This is a genomic window from Serratia sp. H1w (assembly GCF_000633355.1).
GTDB lineage: Bacteria > Pseudomonadota > Gammaproteobacteria > Enterobacterales > Enterobacteriaceae > Chania.
The window spans coordinates 25,195-50,380 of sequence record NZ_AYMQ01000031.1 but is presented as its reverse complement, the minus strand read 5'-3'; the positions used below and the strand labels follow the sequence as shown (position 1 = coordinate 50,380).

Here is a 25,186-nt window from a genome sequence, read left to right as displayed (position 1 = left end):
GTGCGCTCGCTTAGTCTGATTAAAACTAACTTATCACATTTAATTAACGTTTTTATCACATAAGGCGGCGCAATGGCAGAGCTACAACAGGTTTCAGGTTTGTCCTGTCGGCAGTTCATTAACGGCGAGTCAGTCGAAGGTGAAGGCCATCAGGAAAGTATTGTTAATCCAGCCAATGGTGAAACGTTAGTTGCTATCGCCGAAGCCACGCCAGCTCAGGTGGGTAACGCCGTAGCCGCTGCGCAGCAGGCATTTTCCCACTGGTCACGCACCACTCCAGCTTTTCGTGCCGCAATTCTGCTGCGCATTGCCGATGCCATTGAGCGGCAGGCGGAGCATTTGGCGCGCCTTGAAGCGCTGAACTGCGGCAAACCTTTCCATCAGGCATTGAAAGACGATCTGCCCGCAGCCATTGACGTATTCCGTTTCTTCGCTGGTGCCGTGCGCACCCAGCAAGGCCAACTGGCTGGCGAATACATTGAGGGTCACACCTCGATGATCCGCCGCGATCCGATCGGCGTGGTGGCTTCCATCGCGCCGTGGAACTACCCGCTGATGATGGCGGCCTGGAAGATTGCTCCGGCGCTGGCCGCGGGTAATACCGTGGTCTTCAAACCTTCCGAACATACGCCATTGACCATCTTCGCTTTAGTCCCCGCATTACAGGAAATCCTGCCGCCAGGCGTGTTGAACATTGTTTACGGCGGTGGTGAAGGCGTGGGTAGCCATCTGGTTGGTCATCCACAGGTGCGTTTGGTCTCCGTCACCGGCGATATCGTCACCGGGCAAAAAATCTTGCAGGCGGCGGTCAAAAGCGTCAAGCGCACCCATCTGGAACTGGGCGGCAAGGCCCCGGTGATCGTCTGTGATGACGCCGATCTGGACGAGGTGGTCAGCAGCATCCGTACCTTCGGTTACTACAACGCCGGGCAAGATTGCACGGCGGCCTGCCGCATTTATGCCCAGGCGGGCATCTACCCGAAGCTGGTGGAAGCCTTGGGCGAAGCGGTCGCCAGCCTGCGTTTTGCCCGCAAGCGGGATGAAGATAATGAGATTGGCCCGCTGATCAGCAGCCGCCAGCGTGACCGGGTGGCCAGCTTTGTCGAACGTGCCCTCAGCCAGACGCATATTGAATTGATCACCGGCGCGGCGGCACATTCTGGCCCCGGTTTTTACTACCAACCCACCTTATTGGCAGGCTGTCTGCAAACCGATGAAATCGTCCAGCGTGAAGTGTTTGGCCCAGTGGTCAGCGTAACGCGTTTCGACACCCTGGAGCAGGCTGTGACCTGGGCCAATGACTCCGAATACGGTCTGGCCTCCTCGGTATGGACGCAGAATATCGACCGTGCGCTGCATATCGCGGCACATCTGCAATATGGCAGTACCTGGATCAACACCCACTTTACGCTGGCGAGCGAAATGCCCCACGGCGGCCTGAAGCGCTCCGGCTACGGCAAAGACCTCTCCAGCGATTCATTACAGGATTACAGCGTTGTCCGGCACGTGATGGCGAAGTTCAAAGCCGCTTTCTAGCCACACGGCCGATAAAAAATCGGCGGCAACCGTTCCTTGCCGCATACCAACATGCAACACAGGGGTAATTACGATGGGAAAAACACACGCAATCACCACAATCACCGCGCTCTGTATGACGATCCTTTGCGGTATGGCGCAGGCCGCCGATACGCCGCAGCAACTGGGCAAAGGGGAAGGGCGCCTGGATATCATCGCCTGGCCCGGTTACATCGAGCGTGGTCAGTCCGACAAGAATTACGACTGGGTGACCCAGTTTGAGAAACAGACCGGTTGTGCGGTGAATGTGAAAACCGCCGCGACCTCCGACGAAATGGTCAGCCTGATGGCCAAAGGGGGTTACGATCTGGTGACCGCTTCTGGCGATGCTTCGTTGCGCCTGATCTTTGGCAAGCGCGTGCAGCCAATCAATACCGCGCTGATCCCTAACTGGAAGAACATCGACCCACGCCTGCTGAACGGCCCTTGGTACAACGTGGCGGGCAAAACCTACGGTACACCGTATCAGTGGGGACCAAACCTGCTGATGTATAACATCAAAACCTTCCCGACGCCGCCAGACAGCTGGGCCGTGGTGTTCCAGCAACAGAACCTGCCGGACGGCAAAACCAACCAGGGCCGGGTGCAGGCTTACGACGGCCCAATCTATATTGCCGATGCCGCATTGTTCCTGAAAGCGACGCAGCCGCAGCTTGGCATCACCGACCCTTACCAATTGAACGAAGAGCAGTATCAAGCGGCGCTGAAACTGCTGCGCAGCCAGCATGCGCTGATCCACCGTTACTGGCATGACACTTCGGTACAGATGAGTGATTTCAAAAACGAAGGCGTGGTGGCCTCCAGTGCCTGGCCATATCAGGCTAACGCCTTGAAAGGCGAAGGCCAGCCTATCGCGACCGTTTTCCCGAAAGAGGGCGTTACCGGCTGGGCTGATACCACCATGCTGCATGCCGAGGCCAAGCACCCAAGCTGTGCCTACCAGTGGATGAACTGGTCGCTGGAGCCGAAGGTGCAGGGTGACGTTGCCGCCTGGTTTGGTTCGCTGCCGGCTGCACCAGCGGGTTGTAAGGCCAGCACCTTGCTCGGTGAGAAAGGGTGTGAAACCAACGGCTTCAACCAGTTCGACAAGATTGCCTTCTGGAAAACGCCACAGTCTGAGGGCGGCAAGTTCGTTCCTTATAGCCGCTGGACGCAGGACTATATTGCCATCATGGGCGGTAGATAATTTAGCGGGTTCAGCATGCTGAACCCCTACACGTAGCTGCTATCACTGTCCTCACTGCGAGCGCCTGACGGCTCCCTCTCCCTTTGGGAGAGGGTTGGGGTGAGGGGAACATTTTGGAGCGTACATCATGACCATTGCTGTGCAGTTTATCGATGTCTCGCGCATTTTCGGCGATGTTCGTGCCGTGGATCGGGTTTCTGTTGAAATACAGGACGGCGAGTTTTTCTCCATGCTTGGGCCTTCTGGCTCGGGTAAAACTACCTGCCTGCGGTTGATCGCCGGCTTTGAGCAACTGAGTTCTGGCTCCATTCGCATTCATGGGCAAGAGGCCAGCAACCTGCCGCCTTATCAGCGCGATGTGAATACCGTGTTCCAGGATTATGCGCTGTTCCCACACATGTCGGTACTGGAGAACGTGGCCTACGGCCTGATGGTGAAAGGCGTGGCCAAGCGTGAACGTCTGGCGCGGGCCAACCAGGCACTGGAAAGCGTGGCACTAGGTTTTGCCGCCGAACGTAAGCCGGCACACCTTTCCGGTGGTCAGCGTCAGCGCGTAGCACTGGCTCGTGCGTTGGTTAATCGCCCACGCGTGCTGTTGCTGGATGAACCGCTTGGGGCGCTGGATCTGAAACTGCGCGAGCAGATGCAGGGGGAACTGAAAAAGCTGCAACGCCAACTGGGCATCACCTTTATTTTCGTCACGCACGATCAGAGCGAAGCCCTGTCGATGTCCGACCGTGTGGCGGTGTTTAACAACGGCCGTATCGAACAAGTGGATGCGCCACGCGAGCTGTATATGCGGCCAAGAACGCCGTTTGTCGCCGAGTTTGTCGGCACGTCTAACGTGGTGCGCAGCGAACTGGCGGAGCGGTTGCTGGGGCAATCGGCCACCTTCTCGATCCGTCCGGAACATATCCGCCTGCTGGATCAAAGCGGCGCGGCTCAAGGGGAAGTTCAGGTTCAGGGCACCTTGCAGGATATCCATTATCAAGGGGCGGCGACGCGTTACGAGATTGCCCTGAGCAGCGGTGAGAAATTGCTGGTCAGCCAGTCAAATCCGCAGTGGCAGGCCGTGGCACAGCAGCGTCTGATCGGTCAGCCGGTCACCGCCTGTTGGGCCAGAGAGGCGATGGTGCCGCTGCTGGAGGAGAGGTGAGATGGATATGAGCATCGAGCAGCCGGCAGCGCCTGGCGGAAAATTTCGCGCGATTTCAACCTATCTGTACCGCAAGCCAACGCTGTATCTGCTGCTGTTGCTGGTGCCGCCGCTGTTGTGGTTTGGCGCGGTGTATCTCGGCTCACTGCTGACTCTGCTGTGGCAGGGTTTTTACACCTTCGACGATTTCACCATGACGGTGACGCCAGATCTGACCTTCGCCAACCTGAGCGCGCTGTTCAACCCGGCCAACTACGACATTATCGTACGTACGCTGACTATGGCGGTGGTGGTTTCGTTGGCCAGTGCGGTGCTGGCGTTCCCGATCGCCTATTACATGGCCCGTTACACCAGCGGCAAAGTGAAGGCGTTCTTTTATATCGCCGTGATGATGCCGATGTGGGCCAGCTATATCGTGAAAGCCTATGCCTGGACGTTGCTGCTGGCGAAAGACGGCGTGGCGCAGTGGTTCCTGCAACATATGGGGCTGGAACCAGTATTGGCGAGCATTCTCAGCATTCCTGGCGTGGGGGGCAATACGCTATCTACCTCCGGTCTTGGGCGCTTTATGGTGTTTGTTTATATCTGGCTGCCGTTCATGATTTTGCCGATCCAGGCGGCGTTGGAACGTTTGCCGCCCTCATTACTGCATGCCTCTGCGGATTTGGGCGCGCGCCCATCCCAGACGTTCCGTTATGTGATCCTGCCGCTGGCGATACCCGGTATTGCAGCCGGCTCCATCTTCACCTTCTCGCTGACGCTGGGTGATTTTATCGTGCCGCAGCTGGTGGGGCCGCCGGGCTACTTTATCGGCAGCATGGTGTATGCCCAACAGGGGGCGATCGGCAATATGCCGATGGCGGCCGCCTTTACGCTGGTGCCGATCGTTTTGATCGCCATTTATCTGTCTATTGTGAAACGTCTGGGGGCCTTCGATGCACTCTGAACGCGCGCCGTTAGGGCTGAAGCTGGCCGCCTGGGGTGGCCTGATCTTCCTGCACTTCCCGATAGTGATTATCGCCATGTACGCCTTCAATACCGAAGACGCGGCATTCAGCTTCCCACCGCGGGGTTTTACCCTGCATTGGTTTAGCGTGGCGGCGGGGCGGCAGGACATTATTGATGCGGTACTGCTTTCGGTGCAGATCGCCTGCCTGGCAACGGCGATAGCGCTGGTACTAGGCACGTTGGCTGCAGCGGCTTTGTATCGCCGAGACTTCTTCGGCAAAGACAGTATTTCATTGCTGCTGCTGTTACCTATTGCCTTGCCGGGGATCGTTACCGGTCTGGCGCTGCTGGCGGCCTTCAAGGCGCTGAATATCGAGCCGGGGATCATGACGATCGTCATCGGCCATGCCACCTTCTGCGTGGTGATCGTGTTCAACAACGTGATCGCCCGCTTCCGTCGTACCTCACACAGTCTGATCGAGGCTTCGATGGATCTGGGGGCCGATGGCTGGCAAACCTTCCGTTACGTGATCTTGCCGAACCTCGGCTCGGCACTGTTGGCGGGTGGGATGCTGGCGTTCGCCCTGTCATTCGACGAAATCATCGTGACCACCTTCACCGCCGGACATGAACGTACGCTGCCGCTGTGGTTGCTGAACCAGTTGGGCCGCCCACGTGATGTGCCGATCACCAACGTGGTCGCGCTGTCGGTGATGGTATTGACGATGTTCCCTATTTTAGGCGCGTACTACCTGACCAAAGGCGGAGAAAGCGTCGCAGGTAGCGGTAAATAACACCTTAATTGATGCCAATATTTTCAAAGGATAATCCTATGCAAAGCCAACTGCTGATTAATGGTCAACTGGTTACCGGCCAGGGCGAAAAGTTGCCGGTCTACAACCCGGCGACGGGAGAAGTGATTGTGCAGGTGGCCGAGGCCAGCGCACAGCAGGTTGAAGAGGCCGTGCAGGCCGCCGATGCGGCATTTGAACAGTGGGGCCAAGCCACCCCGAAAGAGCGTGCCGAACATTTACTGGCGCTGGCCGACGTGATTGACCAACACGCGGAAACCTTCGCCAAACTGGAATCTCTCAACTGTGGCAAGCCTTATCACTGCGCGTTGAATGACGAACTCCCCGCGGTAGCCGATGTCTTCCGCTTCTTTGCCGGTGCCAGTCGTTGCCTGAGTGGCATGGCGGCCGGTGAGTATCTGGCGGGGCACACCTCGATGATCCGCCGCGATCCGCTGGGTGTGGTGGCTTCGATTGCTCCCTGGAACTACCCGCTGATGATGGCCGCCTGGAAGTTGGCCCCGGCTTTGGCCGCGGGTAACTGTGTGGTGATCAAGCCCTCTGAGCAGACGCCGCTGACCACTTTCAAGCTGGCTGAACTGGCCGCCGGTGTGTTCCCTCCGGGCGTGTTTAACGTGCTGTTTGGCCGTGGTGCCAGCGTAGGCGATGTGCTGACCGGCCATGACAAGGTTCGCATGGTGTCGCTTACCGGTTCCATCGCGACCGGTGAACATATCATTGCCCATACCGCACCAAGCATTAAACGCACCCATATGGAGTTAGGTGGCAAAGCGCCGGTTATCGTCTTCGATGATGCCGATATCCAGCAGGTGGTTGACGGTATTCGCACCTTTGGTTTTTACAATGCCGGGCAGGACTGCACCGCTGCTTGCCGGATCTACGCGCAAAAAGGCGTTTACTCACAGTTGGTGAAAGCGCTGGGTGAAGCGGTGGCCAGTTTGAAAATCGGCCCGCCGGAAGACAGCAGCACCGAACTGGGGCCGTTGATTACGGCGCAGCATCTGGAGCGAGTGATTGGCTTTGTCGATCGTGCCAAAGCGTTGCCTCATATCCAGGTAGTCACCGGCGGTGAAAAGGTCAGTGGTCCTGGATTCTATTTCCAGCCAACGCTGCTGGCAGGTGCACGGCAGGAAGACGAGATCGTGCAACGTGAAGTGTTCGGCCCGGTCGTAACGGTGACGGAGTTTGAGGACGAAGCGCAGGTACTGGCCTGGGCCAATGCCTCCAATTACGGTCTGGCTTCCTCCCTGTGGACGCGTGATGTCGGCCGTGCCCATCGTCTGAGTGCACGTTTGCAGTACGGCTGTACCTGGGTGAATACGCACTTCATGCTGGTCAGCGAAATGCCGCACGGTGGGCAGAAACTGTCGGGCTATGGCAAAGACATGTCAATGTACGGACTGGAGGACTATACCACCATTCGCCACGTGATGTTCAAACACTAATCTACTTGATCTGACAGGATTTATACGCACAATAACGCGGCTTTCAGGCTGGCTTCGGCTGGCCTGATTAATAATAAAAAATGAAGGAAGCTTTTATGGCCATCACCCGTCGCGATTTTCTTAATGGAGTGGCGATCACCATCGCCGCCGGGCTGACGCCGATGCAGATCCTGCGTGCATCGCCGCTAGCCGCTCATCAAACCCAATATTACCCGCCTGCGTTAACTGGCCTGCGCGGTAATCATCCAGGCTCATTCGAACACGCTCACCAACTGGGGCGTGATGGTAAAGCTTTTGATTTTGGCAGCGTACCGGTCGAGGAAGAATTCGATCTGGTGGTCGTCGGAGCCGGGATCAGCGGCCTGGCGGCGGCCTGTTTCTGGCAGCAAATGAAGGGCAAACAGCAGCGTATTTTGCTGATTGACAACCATGATGACTTTGGCGGCCACGCCAAGCGTAACGAATTCAGCAGCGAGAACGGCACGCTCCTTGGCTACGGGGGCAGCGAATCGTTGCAGTCGCCGCGTTCCAACTTCAGCCCGGTTGCCATGGGGTTGTTGAAAAACCTGGGCGTCAGCCTCGACAGTATGGAACAGGCCTTTGACACCACCTTCTACCCGGATCTGAATCTCAGCCGTGGCGTTTACTTCGATCGCAAGAATTTTGGCGTTGATAAGGTGGTCAGTGGCGATCCGGGCCGGGTGGTGGCGGATGACATTCCGCGTGACCGTCTGAATGGCCGCTCCTATGAAGCTTTTATCAATGACTTCCCGTTGCCGCAGGCCGATCGTCAGGCCTTGATTGCGCTGCACGTGGTCGATAAAGACTATTTGCCGGGTCTGAGCCAGGAAGAGAAGATAGCCTGGTTGGACAAGCACAGCTATAGCGAATTCCTGCGTGAGAAAGTGGGGCTGAGCGAAATGGCGATCCGCTATTTCCAGCAAACCACCAACGATTTTCAGGCCGTCGGCATTGATGCGACGTCATGCAGCGATGCGCGCATCTGCGATCTGCCAGGGCTGAATGGGATGAACCTGCCACCGTTGGATGAAGAGTCGCAGGCCGATCTCGACGATCCCTATGTGTTCCATTTCCCGGATGGCAACGCTACGCTGGCGCGCTTGATGGTACGCCATCTAATCCCGGCGGTGGCTCCGGGCGGCAAAGATATGAATGACGTGATCCTGGCCAAGTTCGATTACAGCCAGTTGGATCGCCCTGAGTCGCCGGTGAAGTTACGCTTGAACAGCACCGGCATGCACGTGGCCAACGTAGGCGATAAGGCCGAGGTGGCTTATCTCAATGGCGAGAAGATGGTCAAGGTGCGCGCTGGTCAGGTCGTGATGGCCGGTTATAACATGATGATCCCTTACCTGATCCCGGAAATGGCCCACGAACAGCAGGAAGCGCTGAAGCAGAACGTGAAATCGCCACTGGTGTACAGCAAGGTGGTGATCCGCAACTGGCAGCCGTTTATCAAGCTGGGGGTACACGAGGTCTATGCCCCGACCGCCCCTTACAGCCGGGTGAAACTGGACTACCCGGTGAGCATGGGCGGCTACCAGCACCCGCGCGATCCGAACCAGCCTATCGGGCTGCATATGGTGTATGTGCCGACATTGCCCGGCAGCGGCCTTAGCCCACGTGAACAGTCGCGCAAAGGGCGAGCCTTGTTACTGGGCACCCCGTTTGAGGTGCATGAGCAGATGATCCGTGAACAATTGCAGGGCATGTTAGGCGCTGCCGGATTTGACCATCAGCGGGATATTCAGGCGATCACCGTTAACCGTTGGTCACACGGCTATTCTTACTTCCTCAACGGTATGTTCGATGACGAAGATGAAGCCAAAAAGATCATCGAAACTGCGCGACAGCCGATCGGCAAGATCGCGATCGCCAATTCCGACTCCGACTGGAGCCCGTATGCCAACTCGGCGATCGATCAGGCTTGGCGAGCGGTCAATGAACTGGCCTACGGCAAGGTTGCAGCCAAGGAGGGGGTATGACTTTACGTCCGTTGTATCTGATGCTGTTGCTGGCTGGTGGCTCGGCTCACGCGATGTCCGCCGGCGAATACGTGGCCAAGGCCGGTGACTGTACGGCCTGCCATACGGCTCCGGGTGGCAAGGAACTGGCGGGTGGGATGAAGTTCCCAACGCCGGTCGGGGATATCTATGCCACCAATATCACGCCAGACAAGCAGCACGGCATTGGCAGCTACAGCTTTGCCGAGTTCGATCGTGCCATGCGTCAGGGCGTGGCCAAAGACGGCCATCGTTTGTACCCCGCCATGCCTTATACCTCCTACGCCAAAATGAGCGAGCAGGATATGCGTGCGCTGTATGACTATCTGATGCACGAAGTGCCAGCGCAGGATATGGCCAACCGGGAAAGCGATATCAGTTGGCCATTGTCCATGCGTTGGCCGCTGGCGGTCTGGAATACGTTGTTCCATGACGATCAATTCTATCAGCCTGACAGTGGGCAAAGCGCTCAGTGGAATCGCGGCGCATATCTGGTGCAGGGGCTAGGTCACTGTGGCAGTTGTCATACTCCGCGTGGTTGGGCGATGCAGGAAAAGGGGTTGGATAACCAGGCTCCTGAATTCCTGAGTGGCGCAGAGTTGGATGGCTGGTATGCACCGAGCCTGCGCGGGTTGAAGCCGGAAGACGTGGTTGCGCTGCTGAAAAGTGGCCGTAGTCAGCATGCGGCAGTGGCCGGGCCGATGAGTGACGTCGTGGCGCACAGCACACAATACCTCAGCGATGACGATCTCCAGGCTATCGCGCAGTATGTGCACAGTCTGGGGGGAGCAGCGCCGAAACCGGCAGCAACTCCGGCGGTACCGAGCGCGGCTATGGCTTCTGGCGGGCAAACCTATGCGATGTATTGTTCAACTTGCCATGGTAATAAAGGCGAGGGGAGCGACAACGTCATTCCAGCTCTGGCGGGCAATCTTGCGGTGACGGCGGATAATCCGCTGACCGCCTTGCGCGTAGTGCTGGAAGGGGCTCATACGCCGGTGACCCAACATGCGCCGGCCATTGTCATGCCGGGTTATGGCTGGGTGCTTAGCGACCAGAAGGCTGCCGACCTGATGAGCTATCTGCGCGGCAGTTGGGGGAATCAGGCTGCGCCGGTAACGGCGGAGCAGGTGAAAACTGCACGAGCGTTGCAGCAAAAATAATATTCAGTAGAGGCTGTAAACAGTCCTCAACCGGCTCATTTCGTAGGGGCGCAGCATGCTGCGCCCGTTCCCTTAACCTTACAGCACCTTATGAGGGCCGAAGCATTCGTAGTGGATACGCTCGGCTTCCACCCCCATCTCCAGCAATTGCTTACCCACGTGCTGCATAAATGGCACCGGGCCACAGAAGTAGTAATGTGTCAGCGGATTATTCAACTCGCTGTGTAACGGGCTCAAGTCCATCAAACCCTGGCTGTGATAATCACGACCTTGCACATCTGCGGCATTGGGTTCGCGGTACCAGACGTGACGACTCAGATTAGGCATACGCTCGGCAATCCCCGCCACTTCGTCAGCGAAGGCATGTACGGCACCGTTCTCTGCGGCATGCAGCCAGTGAATGTTCGCCGGATGTTGCTTGTCATGCAGAGTGTTAAGCATCCCCAACATTGGGGTCTGGCCGACACCTGCCGAGATTAACGCTACTGGCGTAGTGGGTTCTACTTGCAGGAAGAAATCACCGTGCGGGGCAGCCAGATGGACGATATCGCCCTCTTTGGCATGCTGATGCAGGAAGTTGGAAACGGCTCCCTGATCCTCACGTTTTACTGCGATACGGTAATCTTTACCGTTAGATGCCGTGGTGAGTGAGTATTGGCGAATTTCCTGGTTTTGCAGGCTGTCGTCGTTGATATAGACCGCCAGATACTGGCCCGGTTGATAGTCTGCTACCTGGCCACCATCCACGGGAGCTAACACAAAGCTGATAATCACCTCACTCTGCGGCTGTTTTTTCACAATGCGGAAGGCGCGCAAATCACGCCAGCCACCGTTGTTCTGTTCGGTTTCCTGGTAAATCTGGCCTTCACGCTGAATAAATACGTTGGCCAGCACGCCGTAGGCTTTCCCCCAGGCATCGAGCACTTCCTGACCAGGGCTGAACATTTCGTCCAGCGTGGCTAACAGATGGTGGCCGACAATCTGATATTGATCGGGCTGGATGTTGAAGCTGGCATGTTTCTGAGCAATACGCTCCACCGCTGGCAGCAGGGCGGCCAGGTTTTCCAGATTGCTGGCGTAGGCGCAGATAGCATCAAACAACGCCTGGCGCTGATCGCCATTACGCTGGTTGCTCATATTGAAAATATCTTTTAATTCGGGATTATGAGCAAACATGCGATCGTAGAAGTGGGCGGTCAGTTTAGGACCGGTTTCCGCCAGCAGAGGGATGGTAGATTTGACGGTGGCGATGGTTTGACTATCCAGCATGGTGAGGCTCCTTGGGGATGTTTTTATGGTCATTTAATAGATGTATTTTAAATGCATCTTATTAAATTCTCCTGAGCTTGTAAATATCCCTGTGGTTGTTGCGTAATAGCTTCTCAGCCAAGGTTACATTATTCCCCTCACCCCAGCCCTCTCCCGTAGGGCGAGGGAGCCAGCTTGGTGTCGTGGGTAGCTACGGTGACACTGTCGAACATCCTCACAGAACATGAAAAAAGCGCATTATCACCATGAGTAAAAGTCCGTTGCCAGAATGCGGCCTTTAAGGGTTCAAAGCCTTACGCAGCTTGATGCCAATCGTTTGCGTAAAAACCTCTGTCAAGACCTATCTTCAACAGGGCGAAACGGTTTACACTGTTGCCCAGCACCCGTACGGGTAAATTAAGCTAGCTGATTTCAGTCAGGAGATGCCGGATGTTAAAGCGTGAAATGAACATTGCTGATTATGATGCCGAACTGTGGCACGCAATGGAGCAGGAAGTGGTGCGTCAGGAAGAGCACATTGAGCTGATTGCGTCTGAGAACTACACCAGCCCGCGCGTGATGCAGGCCCAGGGTTCACAACTGACCAACAAATACGCAGAAGGCTATCCGGGCAAGCGTTATTACGGCGGTTGTGAATACGTTGATATCGTTGAGCAACTGGCGATCGATCGTGCCAAAGACCTGTTCGGTGCCGATTATGCCAACGTACAGCCGCACTCCGGCTCCCAGGCGAACTTTGCCGTTTACACCGCACTGCTGCAACCGGGCGACACCATCCTGGGGATGAACCTGGCACACGGCGGTCACCTGACGCACGGTTCCCCAGTGAACCTGTCCGGCAAACTGTATAACGTGGTGCCTTACGGCATCGACGAATCCGGGCAGATTGACTATAACGATCTGGCCAACCAGGCGCAGACCCACAAACCAAAAATGATCATCGGTGGCTTCTCAGCCTTCTCCGGTGTGGTTGATTGGGCAAAAATGCGTGAAATCGCTGATAGCATCGGCGCTTACCTGTTCGTGGATATGGCTCACGTAGCTGGCCTGATTGCCGCTGGTGTTTACCCGAACCCGGTTCCTCATGCCCATGTGGTTACTACCACCACTCATAAAACGCTGGCTGGTCCGCGTGGTGGCCTGATCCTGGCCAAAGGTGGTGATGAAGATCTGTATAAGAAACTGAACTCAGCCGTCTTCCCTGGCGGCCAGGGTGGCCCGCTGATGCACGTGATCGCCGGTAAAGCGGTAGCGTTGAAAGAAGCGATGGAGCCTGAGTTCAAGGTCTACCAGCAGCAAGTGGCCGACAACGCCAAAGCGATGGTAAAAGTGTTCCTGGATCGCGGTTACAAAGTGGTTTCCGGTGGCACCTATAACCACCTGTTCCTGCTGGATCTGGTCGACAAGAATCTGACCGGTAAAGAAGCCGATGCCGCATTGGGTCGTGCTAACATCACCGTTAACAAGAACAGCGTGCCGAACGATCCGAAGAGCCCGTTCGTCACTTCAGGCATCCGTTTGGGTACCCCAGCAGTGACTCGCCGTGGCTTTAAAGAAGCCGAAGTGCGTGAACTGGCTGGCTGGATCTGTGACGTGTTGGACAACCTGAACGACGAAGCCACTATCGAGCGTACCAAGAAAAAAGTGCTGGATATCTGCGCTCGCTTCCCGGTGTACGCATAACTTGACCTGATTGACATAGATAAACCCGCCTCGGCGGGTTTTTTAGTTTTGTTGCAAGCAAACTGTGAACTACTTTGCACTCTAGCCCTTTGGGTATGAATGAAGATTGCTGCAAGGTGTGAGCTCTGTCAAAGTATTGCCCTCATCCTGGAGGGAACATGGTTCTGCAATCAACGCGTTGGCTCGCTCTTAGTTATTTCACTTACTTCTTTTCCTATGGCATCTATCTCCCGTTTTGGAGCGTTTGGTTAAAAGGTGAGGGAATACCGCCCGAAACCATCGGTCTCTTACTCGGCGCTGGCCTGGTGGCACGTTTTCTAGGTAGCCTGCTGATTGCTCCACGCGTTAAAGATCCCTCTTATTTAATCACTGCGTTGCGCCTGTTGGCGTTGCTCTCCCTGGCGTTTGCCGTCGGCTTCTGTTTCGGTAACGGTTGGGCCTGGCTGATGCTGGTGATCGCCGGTTTTAACCTGTTCTTCTCTCCACTGGTGCCCCTGACCGATGCGTTGGCTGCCACCTGGCAACGGCAGATCACCCTCGATTATGGCCGGGTGCGTCTGTGGGGATCGCTGGCCTTTGTCATTGGCTCGGCGCTAACCGGCAAGCTGGTCTCCGTTTGGGGCCATAATGCGATTCTGTTCAGCTTGCTGATCAGCATACTGGCGATGCTGGTGGGCATGTTGCTGAAACCGAGCGTGCTGCCACAAGGTGAGACACGCGCGCAAAATGAGCCTAGCCGCTCCTGGCGCGAACTGCTCAGCGAAGGGCCAGTCTGGCGTTTTCTGCTGTGCGTGACGCTGCTGCAAGGGGCGCATGCCGGTTATTACAGCTTTGCGTCCATCTACTGGGAGGAAGCGGGCTACTCTGCGGCGACTATCGGTTACCTGTGGTCTTTGGGCGTGGTTGCTGAAGTGGTTATCTTTGCCAGCAGCAATTTCCTGTTCCGCCGCTGGAATGCGCGTAACCTGCTGCTGCTTTCCGCCGTGTGTGGCCTGCTGCGTTGGGGACTGATGGCAACAACGACGGAGATCGGCTGGCTGTTACTGGTGCAAGTGCTGCACTGCGGTACCTTCACGGTCTGCCATTTGGCGGCGATGCGTTTTATTGCGGCGCGTCAGGGGGCGGAGGTGATCCGTTTGCAAGCGGTCTATTCGGCTTTGGCGATGGGCGGCGGTATTGCCGTGATGACCGTGGTGGCGGGCTTCCTGTTTGAGCACTATCAGGGCGGGGTGTTCTGGGTGATGGTAGCAGTAGTGGTGCCAGCGCTGTTTATTCGCCCACCGGCGGTGGCGGTGAGCAAGTAACGGCTAATGGCTTTCCAGCAGCGCACGGATCGCCTTGCGCTGCTGACGCTCCAGCGGCAGTTCGGTAATAATCAGCATAGGTGGCTGCTCCTGGCCCTGTGTGGCATAGGGGCTGATCACCAGCGTAACGCCTTGTGGTGCGCCAGACAACAGGTAGTCGTGTAACGGCTGGTATTTGATATTCAATGGCAACAGCGTCAGTTCACGGATCTGATATTCCACCTCTTCTTCCAACTGCGGGTTATCCAGCGTCAACAACAGGATCTGCTTTTCCTGCAACGCATTACCCTGCATCAGCCAGGCACCAAAGCTGATCGCCACCAACCCTGCCTCTTCCCGCGAAAAATGGATCTCATATTCTTGTTCAAACGGCGCTAACGCTTCTTGTGTGGTGCGCATCAGCCGGGGGTATTTACGGACCACCTCTTCCAGCAGCGTGTTGTCGATCCCGATATCAAACCGGCAGCGCTCGATGGCAGGGGCCAAATGGGCAAACAGTTGGCTGATTAATCCTTCCTGGCTGCTGAAGTGCATACCGGAGATCTGCTGGAAGCGTTCCACTACCTGCCCAATGGCCGCCATCAGGCGTTGCTCCTCAGGAGAGTCACTGCTCTGGTAGCTGTGGTTTTTCAGCAGGGTAAACATCAACACCAGATAATCGCATTCGCTATTGTCTTGAGGCTGGCCAAACAGCTGATTTAGCGTTTGGTGCAGCTCCGTTGCCGCAAGTTGTTCCGGTTTGCTTTGCAGCCACTCATGCTGGCGTCGATCAAAATGAGGATGCTGCTGACGCTGACTGGCCCAGGCGCAGTAACAAAGATAGTGTTGCAAAAACTGCCGGTCACGCTGCTCAAAACGCCGGTTAAGGCGCTGTTCACATTGGTTGATGCACAATTCCAGTGCCGATAGCTGTTGCAGCTGCATCGCCCGTTGATATTGTGGGCCGAAATGTTGTTCGACAAACTCAGGGCTGCAACGCAAGGCGCGCCGTAGCCATTGGAGCAGGCATAGACGAAGGTTGAGCGCGCTACCCAGGACCTGGTAGCCCTCGTCGGGATCGCCGCCGATTTCCAGATGATGGAAATGCTGGATCTCACTGGCAACCTCGGCTATATCTTGCCGGGTCATGGCCAGGTCGGCGCCGTTGATTTGGCAGATCGTCTCCAGTTGTACCGCGGGCACTGGTGCATACAGCATCAGCAGTAAATGACAGCGCCGTTGTTGACCGGAGAACTCAGGCACAGTAGAAGTCTCCAGGCTCATATCACCTTCTGGCAGCTCGTGTTTAAATTAGGCTTAAGCATAGCAAAAGGCTTTGCGCCGACGCGGCAGTTACTCCTGCTTTTACTTCGGCTTACTACTTTCGTCACAGTTATTCGGCGTGTTAACGCCGGTTGAGGTTTCGTTAATGTTATATTATAACAATAATCGGTATGCTTGGATGATGAAACACCGTGGCCTGATGGCCTGCTTACTGATGATGGCTAGCCTGGGCGCGCTCGCGCATCCACACAGCTTTATCGATATGAACACCACCTTTGTGGCTAAGGATCAGAAGCTGACCGGTTTGAAAATGGTTTGGGTAATGGATGAAATCACCTCGGCGGATCTGCTGTATGACGCAGAAAATGCCAAAAGCGATTCAGAAGTGTGGAAAAAACTGGCGGCGGAAGTGATGGCCAATGTCCTCGGGCAGCACTATTTCACCGATATTTATCGTGCGGGCAAGCCGGTGAAATACCTCAATCTGCCAACTGAATACCATCTATCCCGGCAGGGCCATAAGGCCGTGCTGGAGTTTGTGCTGCCGTTGGCCGAGCCACAGCCGTTAGCGGGCAAACCCTTTGAGATCTCTACCTACGATCCCACCTATTTTGTCGATATGACCTATCAGGATCAACAGGCGCTGCATCTGCCACCAGAGATGGCCAAGCAGTGCAAATTCAGCCTGGTGACGCCAAAGCCGGATACCTCGTTGCAAGCCTATGCGCTGTCTCTCGATAAGAACGACTCGCCCGGCGAAGATATGGCGTTAGGGCAGCAGTTTGCTCAGCGGGTCACGTTAACATGTCAGTAAATCTCAGTCAGGGCAGCAAGCCTCAGCGCCATTGGGCCTTCAGCCTGTGGCCGCTGTTGCTGTTCTTTATTTTGCTGGTGGTGGGGGCTCAGACGGTATGGCACTACTGGCCGCAACTGCTGATGCAAAGCGTGGTGTGGCAGAAAGGCTTACACCAGGAAATGGCGGCGTTGCTGCAACAGGTTAAGGCAGCACCTCAGCAGGCGGGCGTAGCGCTGATGCTGTTCAGCCTGAGCTATGGCGTGTTGCACGCGCTGGGGCCGGGCCACGGTAAAGTGGTGATCGCTACCTATCTGGCTACCCATCCGGCCCGGCTGAAAAGCAGCCTGAAGCTGACGTTTGCTGCCTCATTGGTGCAGGGATTGGTCGCCATCGCTCTGGTCACGTCGGTGTTGGTGGTGCTGCAACTTTCTTCTCGCCAGCTGCATCAGAGCAGTTTCTGGTTGGAGAAGGGCAGCTTTATTCTGGTGATCCTGCTTGGCGTATTACTGAGCTGGCGGGCGATCAAACGTTTGTTCCAGGCGGTGAAAGCCATGCGACCCCGGCCTGCGCTGCGTATTAACAGTTTGCAGCCTCTGCCTGCCGGACATGTCCATAGCGAGCATTGTGGCTGCGGACACCGGCATTTGCCGAGCGATGAAGAACTGCAAGCCGGGAATGACTGGCGTACCAAAGCGGCGATTGTGTTGGCCATGGGATTACGGCCTTGCTCCGGGGCGATCCTGGTGTTGCTGTTTTCCAAGGTGATCGGCGTGTTTACCTGGGGCGTGTTGTCGGCGCTGGCCATGGCGCTGGGCACGTCGCTGACGATTTCTGGCCTGGCGCTGTTGGTACATTACTGCCGTAAGCTGGCGATCCGCATCAGCCGTCAACGAGCACCGGCAGCCTGGAGTGCGGTTGCCTGGGGAGCATTGGCGTTAGCGGGAGGGCTAATCTTGCTGTTTGCCGGTGTGCTGCTGTATGTCAGCGCTCAACCGGAATTGGGTGGCGGGATGCGGCCTTTTGCCCGTTAAAGACATAAAAAAAGCGCTGCCAGTGCAGCGCCTTACTATTCAGCGACCCAAGATTAACGCTTCAGCGCTTCACTCAGTTCGTCACGCATATTGGAAAGCAGAGATTTTACCACGCGTGGGTTACCGGCAACTACGTTGCCAGAGCTGTAATGGTTGTGGCCGCCAACAAAGTCGGTAACCAGACCGCCAGACTCACGAACCAGCAGTTCGCCAGCAGCAAAGTCCCACGGCTTCAGGCCGATCTCAAAGAACCCATCAACGCGGCCAGCAGCCACGTAAGCCAGATCCAGCGCAGCGGAACCGGTACGGCGGAAGTCGGCACATTGGGTGAACAGTTTGCCCAGGATGTTGATGTACGCAGGGGCGTGCTGTTTGACTTTGAACGGGAAGCCGGTTGCCAGGATGGTGCCATCCAGATCTTTGGCGTTGGTGCCGCGCAGACGGTAACCGTTGAGCTGTGCGCCCTGGCCACGGGTGGCGGTGAACAGTTCGTTGCGCATTGGATCGTAAACCACGGCCACTTCGGTACGGCCTTTAATGCGAACGGCGATGGAAACAGAGAAGTGAGGTAAACGTTTGATGAAGTTGGCGGTGCCATCCAGTGGATCAATCACCCATTGTACATCCTGATCTTCACCGGTTAACTCACCGCACTCTTCACCAATGACGGTGTGTTTCGGGTAAGATTTACGGATGATTTCGATGATCAGACGCTCAGCCTCGCGATCGACGTTAGTGACAAAGTCGTTAGAGCCTTTTTGTGTCGCTTCTACAGCGTCTGGAGTCTCGTAATTTTTGGCAATCAGGTTGCCAGCCTTGCGCGCAGCGCGCACGGCGATAGTCAGCATCGGATGCATGGGTATCTTCCACAGGATGTTAAAGAACAGGAAACGGCGCGAAGTATAGCAGGTGTTCGGCAAAATACCTACGACTGTGTTAGGATGCTATGATTTTCCGCAACGCTCAGAGTTTGTATGCTGCACAATATCCGCATTGTCCTGGTTGAAACTTCTCATACTGGCAACATGGGCTCCACCGCCCGAGCCATGAAAACCATGGGGTTAACCAACCTCTATCTGGTCAATCCACTGGTGAAACCTGACTCTCAGGCGATCGCCTTGGCCGCTGGTGCCAGCGATGTGATTGGCAACGCCACCATTGTTGATACCTTTGATGAAGCCATTGCGGGTTGTCGCCTGGTTGTCGGCACCAGCGCGCGCTCACGTACCTTACCTTGGCCTATGTTGGAACCGCGCGAATGCGGTGTACGCGCGGTGCAGGAAGGTGAACAGGGGTCGGTTGCGTTGGTCTTTGGCCGCGAACGCGTCGGGTTAACCAATGACGAATTACAGAAATGCCATTATCATGTCGCCATTCCTGCCAACCCGGATTACAGCTCGCTGAATCTGGCTATGGCGGTGCAAATCCTGGCGTATGAAGTACGCGTTGCCTTCCTCGATCGTCAGCAGGCGGAGGTCGCACCGGTGGAAGAGTCGCCGTATCCTCTGGTGGACGATATTGAACGCTTCTATCAGCATCTGGAGCAGACGCTGGTCCATACCGGCTTCATCCGCGCCGCCCATCCGGGGCAGGTAATGAGCCGTTTACGCCGTCTGTTTGCCCGGGCACGCCCGGAAGCGCAGGAGCTGAATATCTTGCGTGGCATGCTGACGTCGATCGAGAAACAGGATAAACAGCAAGGTAATTAATTTTTGCTGTCACCCGCAGTTACGCAAGATAGTATTGCTTATCCGGGGGTTATAAGGTGTATTTTATATACCTCGGAGTGCCAGGCGCACAAAAAGTGCGAATACTTGAGTAAATTAGTAGGTTAAATAGTTGACTGATTTACTCGGGAATGTCAGAATTTGGCCCATGTTTGACCAACAGGTAACCAATTAGCTATGAGACTGACATCCAAAGGCCGTTATGCAGTAACTGCCATGCTCGACGTGGCATTACACTCCCAGGAAGGGCCGGTACCACTGGCGGATATTTCCGAACGCCAAGGTATCTCGCTCTCTTATCTGGAACAACTGTTTTCCCGTCTGCGTAAGAATGGTCTGGTGGCCAGCGTACGTGGGCCGGGCGGTGGTTACTTGTTGGGCAAAGACGCGAATGCCATCGCCGTTGGTGCTGTGATCACCGCTGTTGACGAATCGGTAGACGCCACCCGTTGCCAGGGTAAAGAGGGCTGCCAAGGGGGCGATCGTTGCCTGACCCATACGCTGTGGCGCGATCTGAGCGAGCGCATCAGCGGGTTCTTGAACAATATTACGCTGGCAGAACTGGTGAATAACCAGGAAGTGCTGGATGTAGCTGACCGCCAAAATAACGATACGCGCCGCACGGCCAACGGTCGTCTGCAAGAAACGATCAACGTTAATCTGCGCGCATAAGCAGCTGGCGACTAATTTATTGGTTTTTGGAAGTGATGTACGGAGTACAAGAGCAATGAAATTACCGATTTATCTGGACTACTCGGCCACGACTCCTGTCGACCCGCGTGTTGCCGAGAAGATGATGCAGTTTTTGACGCTGGATGGCACTTTCGGTAACCCAGCCTCCCGTTCCCACCGTTTCGGCTGGCAGGCGGAAGAGGCGGTTGATATCGGCCGTAACCAGATCGCTGAACTGGTTGGCGCGGACCCGCGTGAGATCGTGTTCACCTCCGGGGCCACCGAATCCGATAACCTGGCGATCAAAGGCGCTGCCAACTTCTATCAGAAGAAAGGCAAGCACATCATCACCAGCAAAACCGAACATAAAGCCGTGCTGGATACCTGCCGCCAACTTGAGCGCGAAGGGTTTGAAGTCACCTATCTGGCACCGCAGAGCAACGGGATCATCGATCTCCAGGCGCTCGAAGCCGCGATGCGTGAAGACACCATTCTGGTTTCTATCATGCACGTGAATAACGAAATTGGCGTGGTGCAGGATATCGCGGCCATCGGCGAAATGTGCCGGGCACGTGGCATCATTTATCACGTCGATGCCACCCAGAGCGTGGGCAAACTGCCTATCGATCTGAGCAAGCTGAAAGTCGATCTGATGTCCTTCTCCGGCCACAAGATTTATGGTCCGAAAGGCATTGGTGCTCTGTATGTGCAGCGTAAGCCGCGCATTCGCATCGAAGCCCAGATCCACGGCGGTGGTCATGAGCGCGGTATGCGTTCCGGTACCCTGCCAGTGCATCAGATCGTTGCCATGGGTGAAGCCTATCGTATCGCCAAAGAAGAAATGGTGAGCGAAATGGCACGCTTGCGTACCCTGCGCGATCGTCTGTGGAACGGCGTGAAAGATATGGAAGAAGTGTATCTGAACGGCGATCTGGAGCACGGTGCACCGAATATTCTCAACGTCAGCTTCAACTATGTTGAAGGTGAGTCGCTGATCATGGCGTTGAAAGATCTGGCGGTTTCTTCAGGTTCTGCCTGTACTTCTGCCAGCCTTGAGCCCTCCTATGTGCTGCGTGCACTGGGTATGAGTGATGAGTTAGCGCACAGCTCGATCCGTTTCTCCCTGGGGCGTTTCACCACGGAAGAAGAGATCGATTACACCATTTCGTTGGTGCGTAAATCCATTGGCCGTCTGCGCGATCTCTCTCCTCTGTGGGACATGTTCAAGCAGGGCGTGGATATCAACAGCATCGAATGGGCACATCATTAATTCTCAGGATCCAGGAGCAACGTCATGGCTTACAGCGAAAAAGTAATCGATCACTATGAAAACCCGCGTAACGTAGGGTCGTTTGATAACGAAGATCCTACCGTCGGTAGCGGTATGGTTGGGGCACCAGCCTGTGGCGACGTAATGAAGCTGCAAATCAAGGTCAACAACGAAGGCATTATCGAAGATGCCCGTTTCAAAACCTACGGCTGCGGTTCCGCCATCGCCTCCAGCTCGCTGGTGACCGAATGGATGAAAGGCAAGTCTCTTGATCAGGCCGAAGCGATCAAAAATACCCAGATCGCCGAAGAACTGGAGTTGCCTCCGGTTAAAATTCACTGCTCGATCCTGGCCGAAGACGCCATCAAAGCAGCGATCGCCGACTACAAGAGCAAGCACAGCGCCAAGTAGTTATTATTGAGTCAATTAGCCCGCCTTGCGGGCTAAGATTGAAGAGGTTGTTATGTCGATTACCATGAGCGACAGCGCCGCAAAGCGGGTTCAGGCATTTTTAGATCACCGTGGCAAAGGTCTCGGCCTGCGTCTGGGCGTGCGCACTTCCGGCTGTTCAGGAATGGCGTATGTGCTCGAATTTGTTGATGAAAAGAACGACGATGATCTCGTTTTTGAAGACAAAGGCGTCAAGGTGATCATTGACGGCAAGAGCCTGGTCTATCTGGACGGCACCGAGCTTGATTTCGTCAAGGAAGGTCTGAACGAAGGCTTCAAGTTCAACAACCCGAACGTCTCAAGCGAGTGCGGCTGCGGCGAAAGCTTTAACGTCTGACAGTCCATCGTGCTCCCCCGTGACCCACGGGGGAACCTCAATCATCACGATAACGCCCCGAGCACGCTATGGATTACTTTACTTTATTCGGGTTGCCGGTCCGCTATAGCGTAGACAGCAGCTTGCTTACCTCACGCTATCAAGATTTGCAGCGCCAATTTCACCCCGATCGTCATGCCCTCCAACCTGAACGTGAACGCCTGATGGCGTTACAGCAGGCGGCGACCATCAATGAAGCCTACCAGTCGCTGAAGCACCCGTTAAAACGTGCCGAGTATATGTTATCTTTGCACGGCTTTGATTTGGGCAACGAGCAACATACAATGCGCGACACCGCATTCCTGATGGAACAGCTGGAGTTGCGTGAAGAGCTTGATGCCATCGAGCGCTCACCAGATGCGCAAAACGCGTTGGCTGCTTTCGCCAGGCGTCTGAACCAGACTTTCAAACAACGTAGCGCGCAGATGGAGCAGGAACTGGATAGCCAGCAATGGTCACAGGCTGCCGATACCGTGCGCAAGCTACGCTTTTTGGACAAACTCCAGCAACAGATTGAACAACTCGAAGAAAAACTGCTGGGTTTTGATTAATAGATTCTTGATCTTTGATTGTGGAAGCTTTGTAAATGGCCTTATTACAAATTAGTGAGCCTGGCCTCACGGCTGCGCCGCATCAGCGTCGCCTGGCTGCCGGTATCGACCTCGGCACCACCAATTCGCTGGTGGCTACGGTGCGTAGCGGTCAAGCCGAGACGCTGGCCGACATTGAAGGGCGCTATCTGCTGCCTTCAGTCGTGCATTATCAGGTCACCGAACACCAGGTGGGCTGGAGTGCTCGTGCACAGGCGGCACAAGATCCGGTCAATACGGTAAGCTCCGTCAAGCGCATGATGGGCCGCTCGTTGGCAGACGTGCAACAACGCTACCCGAACCTACCGTACCAGTTCCAGGCCAGCGATAACGGCTTGCCGATGATCGTGACCGCCGCAGGGCTGGTTAACCCGGTTGGCGTTTCTGCCGACATCCTCAAGGCACTGGCTGCCCGCGCTAAAGCGGCGCTGGAAGGTGAACTGGATGGCGTGGTCATCACCGTACCTGCCTATTTCGACGATGCTCAGCGGCAAGGCACCAAAGACGCTGCGCGTCTGGCTGGCCTGCATGTGCTGCGTCTGTTGAACGAACCGACCGCTGCGGCTATTGCCTACGGGTTGGATTCGGGTCAGGAAGGGGTGATCGCCGTTTACGATCTGGGCGGTGGTACATTTGATATTTCTATTTTACGCCTGAGCCGTGGCGTGTTCGAAGTGCTGGCCACCGGCGGTGATTCTGCGCTGGGTGGCGATGACTTCGACCATCTGCTGGCGGACTGGCTGCGTGAGCAGGCAGGCATCAGCGATCGCAGCGATCATGGCCTGCAACGCCAGTTACTGGATGCGGCGATTGCGGTTAAAATCGCCCTGAGCGATGCTCAGAGCACCACGGTGGATATCGCTGGCTGGCAAGGTGAAGTGACCCGCGAGCAGTTCGAAACCCTGATTGCCTCACTGGTCAAACGCACCCTGATCGCCTGCCGCCGTGCGCTGAAAGATGCCGCGGTCAGTGCCGAAGAGGTGCTGGAAGTGGTAATGGTTGGCGGTTCAACCCGTGTGCCATTGGTACGTGAGCAGGTGGGCGAGTTCTTTGGCCGCACGCCGCTGACGTCGATCGATCCCGACAAAGTCGTGGCTATCGGTGCCGCTATTCAGGCGGATATTCTGGTGGGTAACAAGCCAGACAGCGAAATGCTGTTGCTGGACGTGATCCCGCTGTCACTTGGTCTGGAAACCATGGGGGGCCTGGTCGAGAAGGTTATTCCGCGTAACACCACCATTCCGGTGGCGCGTGCGCAGGAGTTCACCACCTTTAAAGACGGCCAGAGCGCGATGATGATCCACGTGCTGCAAGGCGAGCGTGAACTGGTGCAAGACTGCCGTTCGCTGGCGCGCTTTACGCTGCGTGGTTTGCCGCAGTTACCTGCCGGTGGGGCGCATATCCGTGTGACCTTCCAGGTGGATGCCGATGGTCTGTTGAGCGTGACGGCGATGGAGAAATCCACCGGTGTCGAAGCCTCCATTCAGGTGAAGCCTTCGTATGGTCTGTCCGACACTGAAATTGCCAGCATGCTGAAGGACTCCATGGCCAATGCGCAAAGCGATGTCGGTGCTCGTAAGCTGGCGGAGCAGCGGGTAGAAGCCTCCCGTGTGCTGGAAAGCCTGCAAGGTGCGCTGGCGAGTGATGCTGCCCTGCTGAGTGACGAAGAAAGCCAAGCCATCAACAGTGCGGTGGCAGAGCTTCAGCAAGTGATGCAAGGCTCCGATCCTGCTGTGATCGAGGCCGCGATAAAAACAGTCGATGCAACAACCCAAGATTTTGCCGCGCGCCGCATGGATGCTTCCATTCGCCGTGCGCTGGCTGGCCATTCTGTGGATGAGGTTTAACCATGCCGAAAATTGTATTCCTGCCCCATCAAGATCTATGCCCGGAGGGGGCAGTACTGGAAGCGGAAGTTGGGGAAACCATCCTCAATGTCGCACTGCGTAACGGTATTGAAATTGAACATGCCTGTGAGAAATCCTGCGCCTGTACCACCTGCCACTGCATCGTGCGCGAAGGGTTTGATTCCCTGGCCGAAAGCAGCGAGCTGGAAGACGACATGCTGGACAAGGCCTGGGGGCTGGAGCCGGAAAGCCGCTTGAGCTGCCAGGCACTGGTGACCGATGAAGATCTGGTCGTTGAAATGCCGCGTTATACTGTCAACCACGCGCGCGAGCACTAGGAGAGAATAATGGGACTGAAGTGGACAGACAGCCGTGAAATCGGCGAAGCCCTGTACGATGCCTACCCAGATACCGATCCGAAAACCGTGCGTTTTACCGATATGCACCAATGGATCTGCGATCTGGAAGAGTTTGCAGACGATCCGCAGGCTTCCAATGAAAAAATACTGGAAGCGATCCTGCTGGTCTGGTTAGATGAAGCAGAGTAAATAGCGAAACGGGCTGCCAAAGGCAGCCCGTTTATTTTGTATCCGAAATAC

The 25,186-nt window shown here is 55.9% G+C and carries 24 protein-coding genes; 21 read left to right on the top strand and 3 right to left on the bottom strand.

Translation table 11 applies throughout. The features are described from left to right. Positions 1-72 precede the first annotated feature (72 nt). The 8 genes from U869_RS0104960 to U869_RS0104925 all read left to right on the top strand — a co-directional run bounded on the left by U869_RS0104960 (position 73) and on the right by U869_RS0104925 (position 10,309). Positions 73-1,536: a gamma-aminobutyraldehyde dehydrogenase gene (locus U869_RS0104960; RefSeq protein ID WP_025119824.1), complete on the top strand. Its 1,464-nt coding sequence runs from the start codon at positions 73-75 to the stop codon at positions 1,534-1,536. Positions 1,537-1,609: 73 nt separating this feature from the next. Next, positions 1,610-2,761: a putative ABC transporter substrate-binding protein YdcS gene (gene ydcS, locus U869_RS0104955; protein ID WP_025119823.1), complete on the top strand. Its 1,152-nt coding sequence runs from the start codon at positions 1,610-1,612 to the stop codon at positions 2,759-2,761. 127 nt (positions 2,762-2,888) lie between these two features. Then, positions 2,889-3,917 (top strand): ABC transporter ATP-binding protein, encoded by a 1,029-nt coding sequence (locus U869_RS0104950; RefSeq protein ID WP_025119822.1) that lies wholly within the window; start codon positions 2,889-2,891, stop codon positions 3,915-3,917. A gap of 1 nt (position 3,918) precedes the next feature. Continuing rightward, the gene (locus U869_RS0104945; RefSeq protein ID WP_025119821.1) at positions 3,919-4,863 is read left to right on the top strand and encodes an ABC transporter permease; all 945 of its coding nucleotides are present in this window, start codon (positions 3,919-3,921) and stop codon (positions 4,861-4,863) included. Beyond that, positions 4,853-5,659: an ABC transporter permease gene (locus tag U869_RS0104940; protein ID WP_021178881.1), complete on the top strand. Its 807-nt coding sequence runs from the start codon at positions 4,853-4,855 to the stop codon at positions 5,657-5,659. The genes U869_RS0104945 and U869_RS0104940 overlap by 11 nt, the downstream gene beginning before the upstream one ends. Positions 5,660-5,697: 38 nt before the next feature. Beyond that, positions 5,698-7,122: an aminobutyraldehyde dehydrogenase gene (gene patD, locus U869_RS0104935; protein ID WP_025119820.1), complete on the top strand. Its 1,425-nt coding sequence runs from the start codon at positions 5,698-5,700 to the stop codon at positions 7,120-7,122. Positions 7,123-7,217: 95 nt separating this feature from the next. Continuing rightward, a complete protein-coding gene (locus tag U869_RS0104930; RefSeq protein ID WP_025119819.1) occupies positions 7,218-9,128 on the top strand; it encodes an FAD/NAD(P)-binding protein in 1,911 nt (636 codons plus the stop codon). Then, complete coding sequence (locus U869_RS0104925; protein ID WP_025119818.1) at positions 9,125-10,309, top strand: cytochrome c; 1,185 nt, start codon at positions 9,125-9,127, stop codon at positions 10,307-10,309. Before U869_RS0104930 ends, U869_RS0104925 begins: the two co-directional genes overlap by 4 nt. 78 nt (positions 10,310-10,387) lie before the next feature. Here U869_RS0104925 and hmpA read toward each other — a convergent pair whose 3' ends face one another. After that, positions 10,388-11,578 carry an NO-inducible flavohemoprotein gene (gene hmpA / locus U869_RS0104920; RefSeq protein WP_025119817.1) on the bottom strand — a complete coding sequence of 397 codons (1,191 nt, stop codon included), beginning with the start codon at positions 11,576-11,578 and terminating at the stop codon, positions 10,388-10,390. A gap of 429 nt (positions 11,579-12,007) precedes the next feature. Between hmpA and glyA the strand changes: the two genes are divergently transcribed. Both glyA and U869_RS0104910 read left to right on the top strand, forming a co-directional pair. Continuing rightward, positions 12,008-13,261 carry a serine hydroxymethyltransferase gene (gene glyA / locus U869_RS0104915; protein ID WP_025119816.1) on the top strand — a complete coding sequence of 418 codons (1,254 nt, stop codon included), beginning with the start codon at positions 12,008-12,010 and terminating at the stop codon, positions 13,259-13,261. Positions 13,262-13,419: 158 nt separating this feature from the next. Then, positions 13,420-14,565: a 3-phenylpropionate MFS transporter gene (locus U869_RS0104910; RefSeq protein WP_025119815.1), complete on the top strand. Its 1,146-nt coding sequence runs from the start codon at positions 13,420-13,422 to the stop codon at positions 14,563-14,565. Positions 14,566-14,568: 3 nt separating this feature from the next. On the opposite strand, the gene csiE is transcribed toward U869_RS0104910, so the two are convergent. Then, entirely contained in the window at positions 14,569-15,828 is a 1,260-nt protein-coding gene (gene csiE / locus U869_RS0104905) for a stationary phase inducible protein CsiE (RefSeq protein ID WP_025119814.1), read from the bottom strand. A gap of 145 nt (positions 15,829-15,973) precedes the next feature. Here csiE and U869_RS0104900 point away from each other — a divergent pair, with 145 nt between their 5' ends. Next, entirely contained in the window at positions 15,974-16,642 is a 669-nt protein-coding gene (locus tag U869_RS0104900; RefSeq protein ID WP_025119813.1) for a DUF1007 family protein, read from the top strand. Continuing rightward, positions 16,633-17,655, top strand: coding sequence for a nickel/cobalt transporter (locus U869_RS0104895; protein ID WP_025119812.1), 1,023 nt, complete (start codon positions 16,633-16,635; stop codon positions 17,653-17,655). Before U869_RS0104900 ends, U869_RS0104895 begins: the two co-directional genes overlap by 10 nt. 53 nt (positions 17,656-17,708) lie before the next feature. Here U869_RS0104895 and suhB read toward each other — a convergent pair whose 3' ends face one another. Then, on the bottom strand, positions 17,709-18,512 hold the full coding sequence (suhB, locus tag U869_RS0104890; RefSeq protein ID WP_025119811.1) for an inositol-1-monophosphatase: 804 nt from the start codon (positions 18,510-18,512) through the stop codon (positions 17,709-17,711). A 117-nt stretch (positions 18,513-18,629) separates the two neighbouring features. Here suhB and trmJ point away from each other — a divergent pair, with 117 nt between their 5' ends. The 9 genes from trmJ (at position 18,630) to iscX (ending at position 25,135) form a co-directional block, all read left to right on the top strand. Then, positions 18,630-19,364 carry a tRNA (cytosine(32)/uridine(32)-2'-O)-methyltransferase TrmJ gene (gene trmJ / locus U869_RS0104885; protein ID WP_025119810.1) on the top strand — a complete coding sequence of 245 codons (735 nt, stop codon included), beginning with the start codon at positions 18,630-18,632 and terminating at the stop codon, positions 19,362-19,364. A gap of 195 nt (positions 19,365-19,559) precedes the next feature. Continuing rightward, a complete protein-coding gene (iscR, locus tag U869_RS0104880; protein WP_025119809.1) occupies positions 19,560-20,054 on the top strand; it encodes a Fe-S cluster assembly transcriptional regulator IscR in 495 nt (164 codons plus the stop codon). A 55-nt stretch (positions 20,055-20,109) separates the two neighbouring features. After that, positions 20,110-21,324 carry an IscS subfamily cysteine desulfurase gene (locus U869_RS0104875; RefSeq protein WP_025119808.1) on the top strand — a complete coding sequence of 405 codons (1,215 nt, stop codon included), beginning with the start codon at positions 20,110-20,112 and terminating at the stop codon, positions 21,322-21,324. Between the two features lie 24 nt (positions 21,325-21,348). Next, the gene (iscU, locus tag U869_RS0104870) at positions 21,349-21,735 is read left to right on the top strand and encodes a Fe-S cluster assembly scaffold IscU (RefSeq protein ID WP_004952090.1); all 387 of its coding nucleotides are present in this window, start codon (positions 21,349-21,351) and stop codon (positions 21,733-21,735) included. Between the two features lie 52 nt (positions 21,736-21,787). Next, complete coding sequence (iscA, locus tag U869_RS0104865) at positions 21,788-22,111, top strand: iron-sulfur cluster assembly protein IscA (RefSeq protein ID WP_025119807.1); 324 nt, start codon at positions 21,788-21,790, stop codon at positions 22,109-22,111. Between the two features lie 68 nt (positions 22,112-22,179). Next, positions 22,180-22,701: a co-chaperone HscB gene (gene hscB / locus U869_RS0104860; RefSeq protein WP_025119806.1), complete on the top strand. Its 522-nt coding sequence runs from the start codon at positions 22,180-22,182 to the stop codon at positions 22,699-22,701. Between the two features lie 35 nt (positions 22,702-22,736). Beyond that, positions 22,737-24,587, top strand: a complete 1,851-nt coding sequence (gene hscA / locus U869_RS0104855; RefSeq protein WP_025119805.1) for a Fe-S protein assembly chaperone HscA — start codon at positions 22,737-22,739, stop codon at positions 24,585-24,587. Between the two features lie 2 nt (positions 24,588-24,589). Further along, the gene (fdx, locus tag U869_RS0104850) at positions 24,590-24,925 is read left to right on the top strand and encodes an ISC system 2Fe-2S type ferredoxin (protein ID WP_025119804.1); all 336 of its coding nucleotides are present in this window, start codon (positions 24,590-24,592) and stop codon (positions 24,923-24,925) included. Between the two features lie 9 nt (positions 24,926-24,934). Further along, positions 24,935-25,135 (top strand): Fe-S cluster assembly protein IscX, encoded by a 201-nt coding sequence (iscX, locus tag U869_RS0104845; protein ID WP_025119803.1) that lies wholly within the window; start codon positions 24,935-24,937, stop codon positions 25,133-25,135. Positions 25,136-25,186 lie beyond the last annotated feature (51 nt).

Excerpts from the sequence above, each read along its gene's own strand:
- U869_RS0104945 (WP_025119821.1), top strand. The coding sequence starts at position 3,919 with ATGGATATGAGCATCGAGCAGCCGGCAGCGCCTGGCGGAAAATTTCGC.
- iscA (WP_025119807.1), top strand. The coding sequence starts at position 21,788 with ATGTCGATTACCATGAGCGACAGCGCCGCAAAGCGGGTTCAGGCATTT.
- ydcS (WP_025119823.1), top strand. The coding sequence starts at position 1,610 with ATGGGAAAAACACACGCAATCACCACAATCACCGCGCTCTGTATGACG.
- U869_RS0104930 (WP_025119819.1), top strand. The coding sequence starts at position 7,218 with ATGGCCATCACCCGTCGCGATTTTCTTAATGGAGTGGCGATCACCATC.
- U869_RS0104925 (WP_025119818.1), top strand. The coding sequence starts at position 9,125 with ATGACTTTACGTCCGTTGTATCTGATGCTGTTGCTGGCTGGTGGCTCG.
- U869_RS0104875 (WP_025119808.1), top strand. The coding sequence starts at position 20,110 with ATGAAATTACCGATTTATCTGGACTACTCGGCCACGACTCCTGTCGAC.
- iscX (WP_025119803.1), top strand. The coding sequence starts at position 24,935 with ATGGGACTGAAGTGGACAGACAGCCGTGAAATCGGCGAAGCCCTGTAC.
- glyA (WP_025119816.1), top strand. The coding sequence starts at position 12,008 with ATGTTAAAGCGTGAAATGAACATTGCTGATTATGATGCCGAACTGTGG.
- suhB (WP_025119811.1), bottom strand. The coding sequence starts at position 18,512 with ATGCATCCGATGCTGACTATCGCCGTGCGCGCTGCGCGCAAGGCTGGC.
- U869_RS0104900 (WP_025119813.1), top strand. The coding sequence starts at position 15,974 with ATGTTATATTATAACAATAATCGGTATGCTTGGATGATGAAACACCGT.
- iscU (WP_004952090.1), top strand. The coding sequence starts at position 21,349 with ATGGCTTACAGCGAAAAAGTAATCGATCACTATGAAAACCCGCGTAAC.
- fdx (WP_025119804.1), top strand. The coding sequence starts at position 24,590 with ATGCCGAAAATTGTATTCCTGCCCCATCAAGATCTATGCCCGGAGGGG.
- U869_RS0104940 (WP_021178881.1), top strand. The coding sequence starts at position 4,853 with ATGCACTCTGAACGCGCGCCGTTAGGGCTGAAGCTGGCCGCCTGGGGT.
- hscB (WP_025119806.1), top strand. The coding sequence starts at position 22,180 with ATGGATTACTTTACTTTATTCGGGTTGCCGGTCCGCTATAGCGTAGAC.
- hscA (WP_025119805.1), top strand. The coding sequence starts at position 22,737 with ATGGCCTTATTACAAATTAGTGAGCCTGGCCTCACGGCTGCGCCGCAT.
- csiE (WP_025119814.1), bottom strand. The coding sequence starts at position 15,828 with ATGAGCCTGGAGACTTCTACTGTGCCTGAGTTCTCCGGTCAACAACGG.
- patD (WP_025119820.1), top strand. The coding sequence starts at position 5,698 with ATGCAAAGCCAACTGCTGATTAATGGTCAACTGGTTACCGGCCAGGGC.
- U869_RS0104895 (WP_025119812.1), top strand. The coding sequence starts at position 16,633 with ATGTCAGTAAATCTCAGTCAGGGCAGCAAGCCTCAGCGCCATTGGGCC.
- U869_RS0104950 (WP_025119822.1), top strand. The coding sequence starts at position 2,889 with ATGACCATTGCTGTGCAGTTTATCGATGTCTCGCGCATTTTCGGCGAT.
- iscR (WP_025119809.1), top strand. The coding sequence starts at position 19,560 with ATGAGACTGACATCCAAAGGCCGTTATGCAGTAACTGCCATGCTCGAC.
- U869_RS0104960 (WP_025119824.1), top strand. The coding sequence starts at position 73 with ATGGCAGAGCTACAACAGGTTTCAGGTTTGTCCTGTCGGCAGTTCATT.
- U869_RS0104910 (WP_025119815.1), top strand. The coding sequence starts at position 13,420 with ATGGTTCTGCAATCAACGCGTTGGCTCGCTCTTAGTTATTTCACTTAC.
- trmJ (WP_025119810.1), top strand. The coding sequence starts at position 18,630 with ATGCTGCACAATATCCGCATTGTCCTGGTTGAAACTTCTCATACTGGC.
- hmpA (WP_025119817.1), bottom strand. The coding sequence starts at position 11,578 with ATGCTGGATAGTCAAACCATCGCCACCGTCAAATCTACCATCCCTCTG.